The sequence below is a fragment of the Promicromonospora sp. NPDC023805 genome (assembly GCF_040639635.1).
GTDB lineage: Bacteria > Actinomycetota > Actinomycetes > Actinomycetales > Cellulomonadaceae > Promicromonospora.
Genome location: NZ_JBFAAH010000030.1, coordinates 1 through 15,854, shown reverse-complemented (window position 1 = coordinate 15,854; position 15,854 = coordinate 1). Strand labels below are relative to the sequence as shown.

The 15,854-nt window shown below is 71.1% G+C and carries 13 protein-coding genes; 3 read left to right on the top strand and 10 right to left on the bottom strand.

Annotated features, from left to right (window positions below; genetic code table 11):
- Positions 1-3: 3 nt before the first annotated feature.
- The 5 genes from AB0F70_RS23410 to AB0F70_RS23390 form a co-directional block, all read right to left on the bottom strand.
- Positions 4-96: a potassium-transporting ATPase subunit F gene (locus AB0F70_RS23410; protein ID WP_116673876.1), complete on the bottom strand. Its 93-nt coding sequence runs from the start codon at positions 94-96 to the stop codon at positions 4-6.
- 207 nt (positions 97-303) lie between these two features.
- Complete coding sequence (locus tag AB0F70_RS23405; RefSeq protein WP_357454143.1) at positions 304-1,143, bottom strand: TIGR03620 family F420-dependent LLM class oxidoreductase; 840 nt, start codon at positions 1,141-1,143, stop codon at positions 304-306.
- A gap of 181 nt (positions 1,144-1,324) precedes the next feature.
- Positions 1,325-1,771, bottom strand: coding sequence for a zf-TFIIB domain-containing protein (locus tag AB0F70_RS23400; RefSeq protein WP_357454140.1), 447 nt, complete (start codon positions 1,769-1,771; stop codon positions 1,325-1,327).
- A 76-nt stretch (positions 1,772-1,847) separates the two neighbouring features.
- The gene (locus AB0F70_RS23395) at positions 1,848-3,044 is read right to left on the bottom strand and encodes a hypothetical protein (RefSeq protein ID WP_357454137.1); all 1,197 of its coding nucleotides are present in this window, start codon (positions 3,042-3,044) and stop codon (positions 1,848-1,850) included.
- A 2-nt stretch (positions 3,045-3,046) separates the two neighbouring features.
- Positions 3,047-4,162, bottom strand: coding sequence for an SPFH domain-containing protein (locus AB0F70_RS23390; RefSeq protein WP_357454134.1), 1,116 nt, complete (start codon positions 4,160-4,162; stop codon positions 3,047-3,049).
- Positions 4,163-4,341: 179 nt separating this feature from the next.
- On the opposite strand from AB0F70_RS23390, the gene AB0F70_RS23385 reads away from it, so the two are divergent.
- Together AB0F70_RS23385 and AB0F70_RS23380 are read left to right on the top strand one after the other, a co-directional pair.
- Entirely contained in the window at positions 4,342-5,724 is a 1,383-nt protein-coding gene (locus tag AB0F70_RS23385; protein ID WP_357454131.1) for an SGNH/GDSL hydrolase family protein, read from the top strand.
- A gap of 164 nt (positions 5,725-5,888) precedes the next feature.
- Positions 5,889-6,272: a universal stress protein gene (locus AB0F70_RS23380; protein ID WP_357454128.1), complete on the top strand. Its 384-nt coding sequence runs from the start codon at positions 5,889-5,891 to the stop codon at positions 6,270-6,272.
- Positions 6,273-6,329: 57 nt separating this feature from the next.
- Here AB0F70_RS23380 and AB0F70_RS23375 read toward each other — a convergent pair whose 3' ends face one another.
- The 5 genes from AB0F70_RS23375 to AB0F70_RS23355 all read right to left on the bottom strand — a co-directional run bounded on the left by AB0F70_RS23375 (position 6,330) and on the right by AB0F70_RS23355 (position 12,872).
- Positions 6,330-7,178 (bottom strand): carbohydrate ABC transporter permease, encoded by an 849-nt coding sequence (locus AB0F70_RS23375; RefSeq protein ID WP_357454125.1) that lies wholly within the window; start codon positions 7,176-7,178, stop codon positions 6,330-6,332.
- On the bottom strand, positions 7,175-8,125 hold the full coding sequence (locus tag AB0F70_RS23370; RefSeq protein ID WP_357454123.1) for a sugar ABC transporter permease: 951 nt from the start codon (positions 8,123-8,125) through the stop codon (positions 7,175-7,177). The genes AB0F70_RS23375 and AB0F70_RS23370 overlap by 4 nt, the downstream gene beginning before the upstream one ends.
- Positions 8,126-8,189: 64 nt before the next feature.
- Complete coding sequence (locus AB0F70_RS23365) at positions 8,190-9,518, bottom strand: extracellular solute-binding protein (protein ID WP_357454120.1); 1,329 nt, start codon at positions 9,516-9,518, stop codon at positions 8,190-8,192.
- Positions 9,519-9,588: 70 nt separating this feature from the next.
- Complete coding sequence (locus tag AB0F70_RS23360) at positions 9,589-11,748, bottom strand: glycoside hydrolase family 36 protein (RefSeq protein ID WP_357454117.1); 2,160 nt, start codon at positions 11,746-11,748, stop codon at positions 9,589-9,591.
- 86 nt (positions 11,749-11,834) lie between these two features.
- A complete protein-coding gene (locus AB0F70_RS23355) occupies positions 11,835-12,872 on the bottom strand; it encodes a substrate-binding domain-containing protein (protein WP_357454113.1) in 1,038 nt (345 codons plus the stop codon).
- Between the two features lie 237 nt (positions 12,873-13,109).
- Between AB0F70_RS23355 and AB0F70_RS23350 the strand changes: the two genes are divergently transcribed.
- On the top strand, positions 13,110-15,773 hold the full coding sequence (locus AB0F70_RS23350) for a hypothetical protein (RefSeq protein ID WP_357454110.1): 2,664 nt from the start codon (positions 13,110-13,112) through the stop codon (positions 15,771-15,773).
- Positions 15,774-15,854 lie beyond the last annotated feature (81 nt).

Sequence of the window (15,854 nt, the reverse complement as noted above, 5' to 3'; positions counted from 1 at the left end):
CGATCACCGCGTCCGGTCGGCGCGGATCAGCGCCACGAAGAGGTACGCGAGGCCCGCGAGGGTGAGCACCAGGCCCACGGCGTCGAACGGGTTCACTTCCGCCTCCCCAGAGGGCTGACGGACGACTCGTTCGAGGAGGCGCGACGCGCCACCACTGCCACCACGGCGAAGAACGCCGCGGTCAGGAGGATGAAGGCCAGATCGGTCATGTCTCAGGTCTATGCCCGACGGCGTCCGGCGGACCGCGCCCTTGACGGAACGTTGACACGTGCGCCGACGACCCTGACACCCCCCTGACGCCGGCTACCTCGGCAGGGTGGAGGCGGCGGCTACCGCGCGGGCCACCTCGATCGCGGTTGGCTGGTCGCCTTCCGAGAACACGGACAGCGCCACGTGGTCAGCGCCCGCATCGAGGTGCGCCCGCACCCCGGCGAGAATCGCGTCCGCATCACCGACGGTCGCGATCGCGTCGACCAGCTCGTCGCTCATGGCGGCGATGTCGTCGTCGCCGAAGCCCATCCGGCGCATGTTCGCCGCGTACCCGCCGACGGAGAGCAGGAAGCCCAGTGGCCCCCGCACGGTCCGGCGGGCACGGTCGAGGTCGGCGTCCAGCACCACCGGCTGGATCACCACGAGCGTCGCGTCCGGCCCCAGCACCTCGCGCGCCCATGCGGTGTAGCCGGGTGTCACCAGCATGGTGATCGCGCCCGCCGCACGGTCCCGCGCGATCTCCAGCTTGCGGGGACCCAGGGCCGCGACCAGCCGCCGCGCCGCGGGCAGCGACACGTCCGCGCCGTCGAGCTCGTCCAGGAACTCGGCCAGCCCGGCGAGCGGCCGTGCCGCCTGCTGCGGTGCTCCGAAGCCGCCGACCAGCCGCTCGGCCTCGCCGTCGTCGAGCGCCTCGATGAGCCGGACGACGTCGTCGACGCCGTGGACGTCCAGCGACACGATCGCGGGCGCGACGGCGACCTTCTCCGTCGCGCGGAGCACCTCGGCCAGCGGTTCGAGGAGCTCGAGCTGCCCGCCGAACAGCCAGAGCGCGGAGAAGCCCAGCCGCTCGGCCTCCACGGCGTGCTCGATGTGGGCGCGATCGTCCGCGATGTTCAGCACCAGGCCCAGCGACCCCAGCTCCAACTCACTCATCAACGGCTCCCGACGCAGATCCGAGGGCCAGCGGGCCCCTGTCCGCGACGACGCTAAGACCTCGACCAAACTTGAGGTCAAGCGGCTAGCCGGAAAACGAGAACGCCCCCACCCAGTGATTCGGCCAGGAACCGTGGGAGGTCCGGACCGAATCACTGGGTAGGGGCGCGTCTCCCCTCGGTCAGAAGTCGAAGAGCTCCCCCAGGAGGGACTCCTTGCGCTTCTTCTTGTAGCGCGGGTCGTCGTGCCGGCGGTCGCCGTCGTACCGGCGGTCACGGTCCCGGTCGCCCTCGTACCTGCGGTCGCCTTCGTACCGGCGGTCCCGGTCCCGGTCGCCGTCGTAGCGGCGGCCGTCGTCGCGCCGGCGGTCGTCGTAGCGCGGGTCGTAGGCCGGCTGCGGCGAACCGTACGGCCCAGCCTGCACGGGGTTCGGCGCAGGCGGGGCCATCGGGGCCGACGGCGGTGCCGGCCGGTTCTCCGCCGCGATCTCGGTCTCCACCGAGCGGTCGATGACCTTGTCGAGCTCACCACGGTCGAGCCACACGCCACGGCACGTGGGGCAGTAGTCGATCTCGATCCCCTTGCGCTCGGACATGACGAGCGTGGTCTGGTCGATGGGGCACAGCATCGTGTGATCTCCTAGCGGTCGTCGTCTGCCGGTCACCCAACGGACGAGCCGGTCGTGCGGTTCCGTGACGTCGGTGTCAGCTGCCGGGATCCGCGTGAAGACCCACGCTCTCACGAGAGACCGGATCACCCAACAGAGCGAGCCCCGAGTAGACGACGCTCGCGGCACCGTCGTCCTGGGCCGCTACCACTGCCCAGATGATCCCGGCGATCAGCGCCAGCCCCGCGAGGACCGCGAACGTGATCTTCCAGGCCGACCACGGGCGCTCGCCCACCACCTCGGCGGTGCGCGCGTTGACCAGCACCTGGAACGGCTTGCCGCCGTACAGGTAGGTGGCGATCCACACCGGCAGCAGCAGGAGCTTGTACGTCACGTCGAAGTAGCTGGTGGCCACGTGGTGCACCCGCTGGACGTCGCCGCCGATGTCCCGCTCGCAGTCGTTCTCGATGACGGGCGCCATCTCCTGCTTGGCCACGTCCAGCCCGGCCTCGGGCTCGACGTCGTACCGCAGGGTCTCGTAGCCCGCGAGGTAGTCCGGCTGGTACGCCGCCGCCTGCTCCAGCGGCCACGGGCTCAGCTTGGCCAGGTGCTCCGGCATGACCCGCCGCGTCCCCGCGACGAGCACGTCGTCGAATGCCCGCGCGACCGTGCCGGACGCCGGGTACCAGCGCGTCTTCTGCACCTGCCGGGTCTGGGTCTGGCTGCGGCCCTCGGAGTCGGTGGTCGTGTACGACTCGGTGACCCAGTAGTGCTCGCCCCGCTGCCCGGTGTAGTCCGACTGCGTCTGCGTGTCGAACGTCCAGTGCGGCAGGTAGACGCCGTGGGCCTGCTCCGCGGACACCACCTTCTTCAGGGCCGACGGCGCGAACCACCGCGAGCGCACCCACTTCTGCAGCGCGTCCTGCATGGCCGGCCGGTCGACCCCGAAGGGCAGCACTGCCTCCGGCTCGACCAGGCCCAGACCCTCGACCTCCGCGACCATGGGCGACCCGCAGAACCCGCACTTCTGCGACAGGTGGTCGCTGGTCGTCATTGCCCCGCACGTGCCGCACCGGTACTCGTGGGTGGCGGGCGCGGCGGGGCGCTGCATCGCGGCGAGGGACGCGAAGTCGTGCTCGCGCACCTGGCCGCCGGTCGGCATCACCTGCTGTGCGTGCCCGCAGTACGGGCAGGTCAGCGCGCCGGTCCCGGCGGCGAACTCGACGCTGGCCCCGCACTGCTCGCACGGGTAGGAGCGGTGCGCGGTGACGCCGCCCTCGGTCAGCTCCGCCATCGTCAGGCCTGCGGAAGGGGCGGCGGGGTGGCGCCGAGGTGCTTCGCCACGTCCGGCACCGACGACGCCGGCTCCCAGCCGGCCATGCCCGCACGCCAGATCAGCGTGCCGGCCGTCAGCGTGCCGGCGGCGGCCTGGGCGGCGAGCGCGGCGTCGTCGAACGGGCCGGTCTGCGCGCCACCGTTGCCGAGGTACCAGCCGGGCATCGGCGGCGGGCCCGAGGCCGGAGCGGTCTGGGTGGGGGCAGGAGCCGTCTGGGTGGGCGGCACTATCGCGTTGCCGACCGACTGCCCGAGCCCCATGCCGATCACCGCGCCGGCGCTGCCGCCGCCCTCGGCCGCCGCCTCCATCGCCTGGCCCGCCTGGAACTGCTGGAAGGCGGCCATGCTGCCGACCGTCCCGGACGAGACGATGCCCATGGAGGTACGCTTGTCGAGCGCCTGCTCGACCTCGGGCGGCAGGGAGATGTTCTCGATGACGAACTTGGGCACGGAGATGCCCAGGTCCGCGAGCTCGTCGGTGAGCCGGGCCGCGAGCTGGTCGCCGAGGTCGCCGTGGTGGGCGGCGAGCTCGATGACGGGGATACCGGACGAGGCGAGCACGCTCGCGAGGTGGCTCACCATGTTCTGGCGCAGGTACTCGTGCACCTCGTCGGTGCGAAACTGCGGGTCGGTGCCGACCAGCTCGCGGAGCAGCTTCTGCGGGTCGACGACGCGGGCCGAGAACGCGCCGAAGGCACGCACGCGCACCATGCCCAGCTCCGGGTCCCGCATCATGACGGGGTTCTTGGTGCCCCACTTCATGTCGGTGAACTGGCGGGTGCTGACGAAGTACACCTCGGCCTTGAACGGCGAGTGGAAGCCGTGCTTCCAGCCCTTCAGCGTAGAGAGCACCGGCAGGTTCTGCGTCTCGAGCGTGTACGTGCCGGGCTCGAACACGTCGGCGATCAGGCCCTCGTTGACGAAGACGGCGGTCTGCGACTCGCGCACGACGAGCCGCGCGCCCATCTTGATCTCGTTCTCGTACCGAGGGAACCGCCACACGATGGTGTCCCGCGTGTCGTCGAGCCATTCGACGATGTCGACCAGCTCGCCCTTGATCTTGTCCAGCAGGCCCATGACGTGCTCCTCTTTTGCTCCTACCCGGGACGCTCGCCCGGACGCTGCAAGCACTCGGACCCTACAAGTCCGGCGCGCCGCGGGGAACGAAAGAAAGTCTTGACCTGCATGATCCGGCGTGCCTAGTTTCGTACGGGTGTGCTGCGGGTGGCGCGGTGCGAGCGACCGGGGAGACGACGATGTCTGCTGACCGTCGTCCGTCCCGCCGCCTCGTCGCCGTGGTGGTCGCGGCCACGCTGCTGGTGGGCGGGGCGCTCTCCGCCGGGATCCTGTCCCTGGACGCCGCGGCTCCCGGGCCTGCCGCACCGCCCAGCGCCGGCCCTACCGCCGCCGGACCCACCACCGAGCCGCAGGAGCAGCCGCAGCCGCCGGCCGACACGGCGGCGAGCTGGGTGGGCAGCTGGGCGACGGCCCCGACCGCGGTACCCGAGACCGGCGTCGAGCAGCTCGAGGACGTGACGGTGCGCCAGGTGGTGCACACCAGCATCGGCGGCGACCAGGTCCGGCTCCGCCTGACCAACGAGTTCGGCGAGGAGCCGCTGGTCCTCGGCGAGGTGCACGTCGCGGTGCGCGACGGCGCGGACGGGACCGATATCGATCCGGCGTCCGACCGCACCGTCACGTTCGGCGGCGCGACGTCGGCGACGGTCCCGGCGGGCGCCCCGCTGGTGAGCGACCCCGTGGACCTGGTGGTCCCGCCCGACGCCGATCTGGTCGTGAGCATCTACCTGCCCGAGCCGACGGCCGTCACCACTGTGCACAACTTCCCGTTCCAGGTGAACGCCGTCGCCCAGGGCAACGTGACCGCGGAGACCTCGGTGAACCCGGTCCGGGAGCCGGAGCAGTGGCTGTTCCTGTCCGGGGTGAGCGTCGCTGCCCCCACCCGGTCCGCGGCGGTCGTCGCGCTGGGCGACTCCATCACCGACGGCGCGGCCACCCAGGTGGGCGCCAACCACCGCTGGCCGGACCTGCTCAGCGATCGCCTGCGGGACGCACCCCGCCTCGCCGACCGCGGGGTGCTCAACGTGGGAATCTCCGGGAACCGGCTGCTCCACGCCAACCCGGACGCCGACAAGGAGCGCGAGTCGTTCGCCGCCTACCTCGGCGATTCCGGGCTGCGACGCTTCGACCGGGACGTGCTTGCTCAGCCCGGCGCGAGATACGTGATCACCCTGCTGGGCGTCAACGACATCGGGCAGGCCGGCGGCCGTTCCTCGCCGGCCGACAAGGCGGTCACCGCACGGCAGCTGATCGACGGCCACCGCCAGATCGTCGCCCGCGGCCGCACCGCCGGGCTGGCCGTCTACTGCGGCACGATCCTGCCGTTCGGCGGAACGCCCGGGTACGACACCCCGAGGAACGAGGCCACGCGCCACGCGCTCAACGAGTGGATCCGGACCAGCGGTGAGTGTGACGCCGTGATCGACTTCGACGCCGCCGTCCGCGACCCGGCAGAACCCACGGCGCTGCGCGCCGAGTACGACAGCGGCGACCATCTCCACCCGAACGACGCCGGGATGTCGGCGCTGGCGGACGCGGTGCCGCTCGACCTCTTCCGCTGATTTTCTGCCGACTCACTGCCCGACTCACCGACCGACTCACCGACCGGCTCTCTGGCCGACGTCGTATCGCGTGGCAGCGGACGACTGCCAGTGACCTGGACATGTGAGAGAGTTTCACCAGCAGGGGTGACACCCGGCGAAACTGTCCGGAGGTGCAAGGACCGATGACCGTCCTCGTGGCGTACAACGAGTCACCCCAGGGTGAGGCCGCGATGCGCGCCGCCGTCACCGAGGCGACGCGACGTGAGCAGGAGCTGGCAGTCCTCGTGCTGACTCCGCAGGTGGAGGACAAGGTCCCCGCGGCGCTCGCACACCTGCTCGACACCGTGCCCGGCAGCGTCACCGTCGCGCCGATAGTGTTCCGCGCCGAGCACGACGACGTCGCCGACGCGATAGTCGACCAGGCCGAGGCGGTCTCGGCCGACCTCGTGGTGATCGGCTCGCGCAAGCACTCGACGGTCGGGAAGTTCCTCGTCGGGTCGACGACGCAGCGGGTGCTGCTCGACTCCCCCGCGCCGGTCCTCGTGGTCAAGGCCGGCTACGCCTGACCTTCGCCCGTCGAACCACCCCCTCCGCAGGTCTCGACCAGCGAAGGGGCGGCGCCGTTACTTCACCGCGCCCGACGTGATCCCCGAGATGATCTTGCGCTGGGCGACGACGAAGACGGCCAGCAGCGGCAGGCTCATCAGCACCACGTAGGCGAAGATCAGGTGCCAGTTCTCCAGGTACAGCCCCGCGCTGGCGACCTGGAACAGGTTCAGCGGCAGCGTGTCCAGCCGCCCGCCGACCACGAAGAACGCGTAGAACACGTCGTTCCAGACGTACAGGCAGATCAGGATCGTCGCCGTCGACAGCACGGGTGCCAGCAGCGGCAGGATGATCCGGCCGAACACGCGCAGCGGACCTGCGCCGTCGACCCGCGCCGCCTCCTCGAGCTCCACCGGGATCGTCCGGATGAAGCCGGTGACGAAGAAGATGACCGTCGACAGGTACATGCCCATGTAGACGCCGATCATCCCGATCGCCGTGCCCGCGAGGCCGAGCTGGCGCAGCAGCAGCACGACGGTCACGACGGCGGGCGGCAGCACTATGCCGCTGATCGCCAGCGCGTAGAGCACCGCCATGAGCCGGGAGCTGCGGCGGGCGAGCACCCACGAGGCGAGGGACCCGAGCGCGAGCACCCCGATGACCGCGGGGACCATGACGAGCAGGCTCCCGAAGAACGCGGCGGGCACCCGGCCGTCCTCCCAGACCGCCGCGAAGTTCTCGGCGTACTGCCAGGTGGTGGGCAGGGACAGGTCGGGGTTCAGGGCCTCGCCCTGGCTCTTGCCCGCCGTGACCACCACTATCCACAGCGGCATGCCGATCAGCAGGACGACGGCGAGGAGGGCCGCCACCGGCTGGACGCGCCGCCAGACTCCGTGCCTGTTGTTCACGTGCCGTGTGGAGCTCACAGGACTTCCTCTCGCTTGCGCAGGGTCCGGATGACGGGGAACGCGAGGGCCACGACGACCACGAAGAGCACGAGGCTCATGGTCGTGGCCTGGGCGAACAGACCCTGTCCGAACGTGCGGAAGATAAAGATGTTGAGCAGTTCGGTGGTGCGGGCCGGGCCGCCGCCGGTGGTCGCCTGGACGATGTCGAACCCGTTCATCGAGCCCAGCAGCGCGGTCGCGACGTTGAAGGTCAGCGCGGGTGCGAGCAGCGGGAACCGGATGTGCCGGAAGGCCGTCCAGGCCGAGGCGCCGTCGAGCCGGGCGGCCTCGAGCACGTCCTCGCTGATCGTCTTCAGGCCCGCGAGGTAGATGAGCATGGACAGGCCCATCCACTTCCAGGAGTGGATCAGCGCGACCACGACCAGCGTCCACGTGGTGTCCCCCAGCCAGGGGATCGTGACCGGCTGGCCGGTCAGGGCGCTGAGGATCGCGTTGGCGGCGCCGTCCGGCTTGAGGATCGCCTGGAACACGTAGCCGGCCGCGAGCGCGGACATGACGACCGGGATGAAGAACATGACCCGGGCGAAGCGGTTGATCCGGGTGTCGCGTTCGAGCAGGAGCGCGAGCAGCAGCCCGAAGAGGTTCTGGAAGATCGCCACCAGCACCGCGTAGATCAGCGTGATCCGCAGGGACGACAGGAGCGTGCCGCTCGAGATGAGGTCCTGGAAGTTCTGCAGCCCGACGAAGCCGATCTCGCTCTTGAAGCTGGACCAGTCGGTGAGCGCGTAGACGAAGTTGAAGATCGTCGGCAGGAAGAAGAACACCCCGAGGATCGCGAACGCCGGGATGAGGAAGGCGGCCGGGTGGTTGGCGCGGTGGCCCAGGTTGGTGCGCGCTGACGCCCGGCGCGGCGCTGCGGGTCGCGGGGGTGGCATCGGCGGGATGGCGGTGGTCTGTGCGGTCACGATCAGTCCTCGGACGGTGGGTGCCGGGCCGCCTCACGGCAGCCCGGCACCCAGCGGGTCTTGGTCAGAAGCCTTCGATGCCCTGGGCTCGGGCGAGCTGGGCGAACTGGTCCTGGGTCTGCTGCGCGACATCCTCGGGCGTGGTCGTGCCCTGGATCATGTCGGCGAGGTAGATGTACAGGTCGGGGTTCGCCACGGCGAGCGCCTGCATGGACCCGACGGACTCGCCGAGCGACGCGTGCGCGTCGAGGAGCGCCTGCGGCACCGAGTCCGGCGTCGGGACGCCGTCCTGCAGCGAGATCGTGTCGCGGTCCGCCACGAAGTCGGCGTAGCCGTCACCCAGCCAGTACGACAGGAGCTGACGTGCCGCCGCCTCGCGGTCGGCGTCGCCGGTCTTGAAGGCGACCAGGGCGTTCGACTGGTCAGGGATGAACGTGCCGACGTTGCCGGTGGGCGAGATCGGGAAGAAGCCGATCTTCTCGTCGAGCTCCGCGGCGTCCGCCTTGGCCTGGAGCTGGCCGAAGAACGAGTTGACCTGGACCGCCATCGCCGCGTCGCCGGCGAGGAGGGCATCCGCCTGGTCCTCGAACGTCGCGGTCTTGATGTCCTCGTTGAAGAGGCCTTCGTCGATCAGGCCCTTGTACGTCTCGATGGCGCCCAGGATCGTCGGGTCGGTGAACTTCTCCTCGCCGGTGTTCACGCGGTCCCACAGGCCGTCCTTGGCGGCGTCGGCGAGCTGGACCTGGACCCACCACTGCGTGGCCCACTGGTCGGCGGCCATCTCGAAGAACGGCGTCTCGCCCTCGGACTTCAGGGTGCGGGCGGTCTCGAGAAAGCTGTCCCAGTCGGTGGGCGTCTCGGTGATCCCGTGCTCCGCGAAGACCTCCTTGTTGTAGTACACGCCCTCCACCGCGGGGCTCGTGATGAGGGCCGCGTAGCGGGTGTCGTCGAGGATGCCGGTGATGTCGGCGAGCCCCTCGCCGTACGAGTCGACCCACGGTGCGCCGTCGAGCGGCTGCAGGTTGGTCGGCGCGTTGAGGGCGGTGAGCATGGAGCCGGTCGGCTGCCAGAACGCCAGGTCGGGCAGGTCGCCCGTGGCGACCTTGGTCTGCACGCCCTGCTCGTACGGGTCGGGGATCGTGACGACCTCGACCTCGGCGCCGGTCAGCTCCTCGAACCCGGCGACGACGGCGTCGGGCGCGGTGTTGGAGTTCTGGGCGGCCCAGATGGTGAGCTTCGTGCCGGTCAGGTCGGTGTCCTGCGCGGGCCACTCGGCCGCCCCGGTGGCGCCGCCCGGCTCGGCCCCGCCGGGACCCGCCGTCGGGTCGCTGCATCCGGCGACGAGGAGGCCGACGGCGACTGCCGCTGCCGGGATGGTCAGATACTTCTTCATATCGACTCCTTGGATCTGCGCAGTCATCACCGACTGCGGGTCGTGCGGGGCCGCCGTGCGGCCCCGGTGGTCAGACGAGGCCGGTGTGCCGGACTCTGAGGACGCGGGCCTGCGGGCCGGCGGGGATGCGCACGCGGACGGGACCGTCCCCGTCGCGGACGACGTGCCACCCGTCGGCGGGCGGCCCGTAGGCGACGTCGACGGCCCCTGCGGGCAGGTCGAGCTCGAGCTCCGTGCCCTCGGTCCCCCGCCACCAGACGACGACCAGCGACTCGTCACCGCCGCGCAGGCCGGAGGCCACGAGCGGGGCGGTCCAGTCCGGCAGCCCGAGCGGCCAGAACGGGACGGCGTCGACCAGCTGGGACGTCCACCGCTTCGCCAGGTCCACGCCGTCGGCGACGAGCGCCGCCTGCTCGGGCGTCATGTCGTGCAGCTTCCCGGAGAGGTAGAGCCGCCCCGCGAGGCCCGTGGAGAGCGTGAAGACGATCTCCTCGTCGGTCATGTCGGGCTGCGGGTAGGCCCAGTTCGCCGCCTGCTCGGGCACTATGCCGACCAGCGCGCCGGCGGCGATCGGCGGGTAGAGCAGGGGGTTCTGCTGGTCCGACGTCGACTGCAGGTCGAGCCGGGACAGCAGCGCGTAGTCCGAGCGCATGGCGCCGGACGCGCAGTTCTCGATCACCAGGTCGGGGTGCCGCGCGAGCACGCCGTCGATCCAGTCGAGGTGCGCGCGGTTCTGCTGGAGCAGGCCGTCGCCCGGGCTGTCGGCGTCCAGGTCGGTGCCAGCCCCCGGCGTGACGTTGTAGTCGAGCTTGAAGTAGCCGACGCCGAAGCACTCGACCAGGCGGTCGACCACCTCGTCCAGGTGCTTGACGACGTCGCGGTGCCGCAGGTCGAGCAGGTGCCTGCCGTGCTCGGTGATCCGCACACCGTGACGCTGCAGGAACGCCTCGTCCGGCAGCCGCTCCGCCAGCGGGCTGCGCACGCCCATGACCTCGGGCTCGAGCCAGAGCCCCGGCACCATGCCGGCGGCGCGGACCGCGTCGACGACGCGGCGCAGGCCGCCGTCGGGGAACCGCGTGACCGAGGGCTCCCAGAGGCCTACCGAGTCCCACCAGTCGCCGCCGTCGTCGTACCAGCCGGCGTCTATGCAGAAGTACTCGGCCCCGGACCGGCCCGCCGCGTCGATGAGCGGCAACAGCTTGGCGGTCGTCGGGTCGCCCATGAGCGTGTTCATGTAGTCGTTGAAGACGATGACGGGGCGGCGTGGGTTGCGGCGCAGCGCGCGGCGGTGCCGCGTCAGCTCGGCCAGCGACTCCTGCCAGCCGGCCGACGCCGCGACGGATACCGGCACGGTGTCGAACGACTCGCCTGCCCGCAGGACGCGGGTCCAGGCGTGGTCGTCGTCGGTCGGGCCGAACAGGCCGAGCACCAGCACCTCCTCGTCCCGGGCGTCGAGGCGGACGCCGAGCTCCGCGCGCCACGCGCCGTTGTGCTCGACCTGCCAGGCGAGCGCGGGCCCGCCGTCGGCCAGGACGACGCCTGCCGGGTTGTACCGGCCGGACGACCACGAGCCCGTGCTGACCAGGCTGCGGGAGCCGCGGGCGTCCTGGTGCTGGTGCGCGGGCAGGTCGAGCCCGACGAGCCCTGCCTGGTCCGAGAGCCTCGTCCAGGCCCAGCGGTTCTCGCCCACCCACTCGCCGTGGCCCTCCAGCGACAGGGTCTCGGCGACGGGTGCCATCCCGACCGGGCGCCCGATCACCAGCGACGACACGGCCTGGAGCGCGAGGGGCGCCGAACCGTCGTTCCGGACCGTCGTCCACGACTGCAGCGAGGCGCCGTCCTCGCGGATCCGGAGGTGCGAGGTGACGTGCAGCGAGGTGACGGCGTCGCCCTGGAAGACCCGGACCGTCCGCCAGCCGTCGCCCTGCGTCACGTCGTGGCCCAGCACCCGCAGCCGGGCGCCGATCGCCGTTGCGGTGTTGCGGGTGTTGGCGTTGGCCCGGCCGTGCCCGACCGCGAGGATCTCGACCAGGGGCTGGGTCGGTGTCCCGGCACCGGCGGCTGTCGCGGCCGTGTCGGCGTCGGCGTCCGTGATCGGGCCTGCCGTCGACAGCGCCGCCGGGGCGTCGGCGGGCAGGACGAGCGCCAGCTCGGCCCCGTCCCGGGACCAGAGAGCTACTCGCGTCGCTGCTGAGTGATGGTTCGCCGTAGTCGGCTGGCTTCCTTGCACGACGTTATGAAAGCGCATATCAGAACCAAGCGCAAGACTCCGTCCGGCATGACTGTTTTCAAGGCGCTAGCGCGCCGCAACCGCTTTCAGCCGACGTCGAGGACTCGGTCGGCGCGCGGCGCGGCCGAGGAACGCAGGATCAGATCGGGGACAAAACGCACCGACGCCGGGACGGTCCCGCTGTCGATCTGAGCGTTGAGCAGCTGGAACGCCTTCTGCCCGAGCCGGACGAAGTCCTGGCGCACCGTGGTCAGCGGCGGCGTCCACAGGTGGCTGAGCGGGTGGTCGTCGAACCCGATGACGCTCACCGCCCTGGGTACGCTCCGGCCGGCGTCGGCCAGACCCTTGGTCAGGCCCATCGCGAGCTCGTCGTTGCCGCAGAGCACCGCCGTCACGTCGGGCTGGAGGGCGAGGCGGGTGCCCGCGTCGTAGCCGGAGTCCGGCGACCAGTCGGCGTACAGCACTGGCGGGACCGGGGCGCCCGCCTCGGTGAGCGCGTCGCGCCACCCCAGCAGCCGGGCGCTCGGCCGGCCGGGGGACGGGATCGCCACGTGGTGCACGGTGTGGTGCCCGATCTCGAGGAGGTGCTTGGTCGCGCGTGCGGCGGCGAACCGGTCGTCCATGAAGGCATGCGCCACCTGCTCGTCCGCGGGCCGGCCCGAGGCCGCCGCGACGACGGGCAGCCACGGCGGGATCGCGGCGAGCGCCGCGACGCCCGGGGGGTCGTACTCGAGCACTATGGCGCCGGCCATCGGCTGGCCGAGCGCATGGTCGATCGCGGCGTCGACCGTGCGCTTGTCGTCGGTCTCGACCACGGAGATGACGACCATGTACCCGGCCTGGCGTGCGGCTTCCTCGATGCCCTGGAGCGTCGAGGCGTAGCCGTACCGCGTCGTGTTGCCCGCGAACACGGCGATCATGGGCTGTCCGCCCGTCGCGAGCGCCCGGGCGGCCCCGTTGGGCCGGAAGCCCAGCTCCTTGATCGCCGCCAGCACGCGTGCGCGGCGTTCGGGTCCCACCGGTACCGAGCCGCTGAGCACGCGGGAGACGGTGGGGACGGAGACGCCGGCGACGCGCGCGACGTCGGCGATGACAGGCGGCTTCATCGGGCGGTCAGGTTCCACGGGGCCAGGCTACGTGCAAACCTCGCAGTTGCCGGAGGGTGCCCTTGCCAAACCCGGATGATTAGCGCTTTCATAGTCCCGGCACCGCGTCTCTGACGCGATCTCGGTCCCGATCCACGAAGGAGTGGAACACAGGTGAGCATTCCTGATAGCGCAGATCAGAACCGATCGCGGCGGTCGTCCCGTCAACGATCATGGCAGTGGTCCCGACAGCGACGAGGATGGAGCGGTATCGCGGTGACGGCTCTGATAGCGGCAACACTCACGGTCGCGCAGCCGGCGGCTGCCGAACCCGAGAGTCTCACCGTCGACTTCGGGAAGACGACCGGAGCCTTCCGGGGCGGCGCCACCGGCACGCTCTACGGGTTCGGCGACGAGGGCGCGCCCACGCAGGCGCTCATCAACGGCGCGCACATCACGAACTCCTCGCAGAAGCCGCCGTTCGGGACGCAGCACCCGAGCGGGGACATCCTCAAGGTCGAGGACGGCTTCTTCGCCAAGCACGGCGAGGAGCTCGCGATCTACATCCAGGACCACTACCCCGACTGGCCGTACCACCGGGGCGTGCGCGTGGGTGACGTGCGCACGTATGACCAGGCCACCGGGGAGTACGTCGAGGAGCCCAACGGCGTGTGGGACTACCTCGAGGTCGTCGAGCTCATGGTGGAGGTGGTCGCCACGCAGTCCGACCACCCCGAGGAGTACCTGTTCATCCCCTTCAACGAGCCGGACGGCATCTGGTACCAGAACTGGCCGAACCTGAGGGACACCTTCCTCTCCGACTGGAAGGCGGTCCACGACAAGATCCAGGAGGTCTACGCCCGCCACGGGCTGGCGCCCGCCCGGATCGGCGGCCCCGGCGACGCGCGCTGGCAGCCCGAGCGGTCGCGGGACTTCCTCACGTTCGCGAAGCAGAACGACGTGCTGCCCGACGTCTTCATCTGGCACGAGCTCGGCATCGAGAACCTCGCGACGTTCCGGTCGCACTTCGCGGACTACCGCGCGCTCGAGCGTGAGCTCGGCGTCGCGCCGATCCACGTCAACATCACCGAGTACGGCATGCTGCGCGACATGGGCGTGCCCGGCCAGCTCATCCAGTGGTTCTCCATGTTCGAGGACGCCAAGGTCGACTCGCAGACCGCCTACTGGAACTACGCCGGCAACTTCTCCGACAACAGCGCCCGGCCCAACGGCGCCAACGGCGGCTGGTGGATGTTCAAGTGGTACGGCGACCTGGCCGGATCGCAGACCGTCCGGGTGACTCCGCCCGAGCTGGACGTCGCCGACACCCTGCAGGGCATCGGCGCGATCGACGCGGCGAACCGCCGGGCGACGGTCCTGTACGGCGGCACCGACTCCGACGTCCGCCTCGACCTGCGGGGCCTCTCCCCCGCCGTCTTCGGCAAGTCGGTCGACGTCGAGGTCCGCGAGGTCACGCTCACCGGCGCCGAGGGCCTGGCGGGCACGCCGCGCGTCGTCCACGCCGTCGACGCGGCGCGCGTCGCGAGCAACGGCACGCTGGACCTCACCGTGCCGACCTACGACCGGTACGCCGCCTACCAGGTGGTCGTCACCCCGGCGCAGGACCGTACGGACACGGTGGACCAGGTGTGGACGACGAGCATCGAGGCCGAGGACACCGCGCTGACCGGCGCCCAGACGTACGTCCAGGACCCGCAGGGGTCCGGCGGCTGGAAGTTCCTCGCCTCGGGCGGGGAGGACGTCGGGTCGTTCAACCAGCCGACCTCGAAGGCCGACTGGACGGTCACCGTGCCCCGCACCGGCACGTACCGGCTCCAGGTCATCGGTGCCACGCCGGGCAAGCCCGGCAGGCACGCGCTGTTCGTCGACGGGTCGCACCGCGACGACATCCAGTACACGGCCAACCTGGCCCTCACCGACACGGCCCGGTGGCAGTACCGCGGCAGCACGGAGGTCGCGGTGGAGCTCACGGCGGGCACCCACGTGCTGTCCGTCCGGGCGAGCCGGGACGGCAGCCAGGTCCTGCCGAACTCGGACATTACGCTGGACAAGTTCGTGCTGACCGACGTCACCGACGGTGAGCCGACCACGTACCCCGCCAGCACCCTGCGCTACTACGGCGGGGCGGGCCTGAGCTGGCAGTCCGGCACGCGGGGCTTCGGCGCCGTCGCGGGCAAGGGCCAGCGGGCCGACGCGTACGTCACCGCCATGGAGACGGGCTACTACGACGTCGCGGTCGACTACCACACCGCCGGGGCGTCGGACCTGCGGCTGAAGCTCGGGGGCCGGGTCCTCGCGGACGTGCGGGTCCCGAACGGCGGCCACCGCCGCACCACCGTCCGCGCCCATCTCAACGAGGGGATCAACGAGCTGGAGCTGCGGTCGGGCCGCGGCGCCCGCGTGAAGTCGGTGACCGTCACCCGGGCCGCCGAGGGCGACGCCGCGGCGTCGACGTTCGAGGCCGAGGAGCTGACCCTGCGCGGGGACGCCGCGGTGGCGAGCCTCGACCCGTCGTCGGGCACCAACGCCTCCGGGGGCAGGTACGTGGGATATGTCGGCCAGGGGAACGGCAACCACATCGCCGTCCCGCGCGGCGCCGGGTTCGACACTCCCGGCGATTACGACGTGGTGGTCCACTACGCGAACGCCGAGACCTCCGGTCAGCACGACTACAACCCGCAGGTGGTCGACCGGCAGGTGGTGGTCACCGAGGGCGACGACGCGGCGCCCGTCGGCTCCGCGTACTTCCGGTACACCTACTCGTGGCACAGCTTCTGGCAGCGGACCATCCCGGTCACGCTGACCACGGGCACCGGCGAGCTGAGGCTCGGCAACCCGACGGCCTGGGCCCCGGACATCGACAGGATCACGGTAGCCCCGCTGACAACGGGAACCCCTCTGACGACCCGCACATACTGACCCGCCCGCTTCGTTGAGTGCTGGCTATTTGTGCCTTTCCGGCCCTGGAAGGCACAAATAGCCAGCACCGATCGTCGCCTC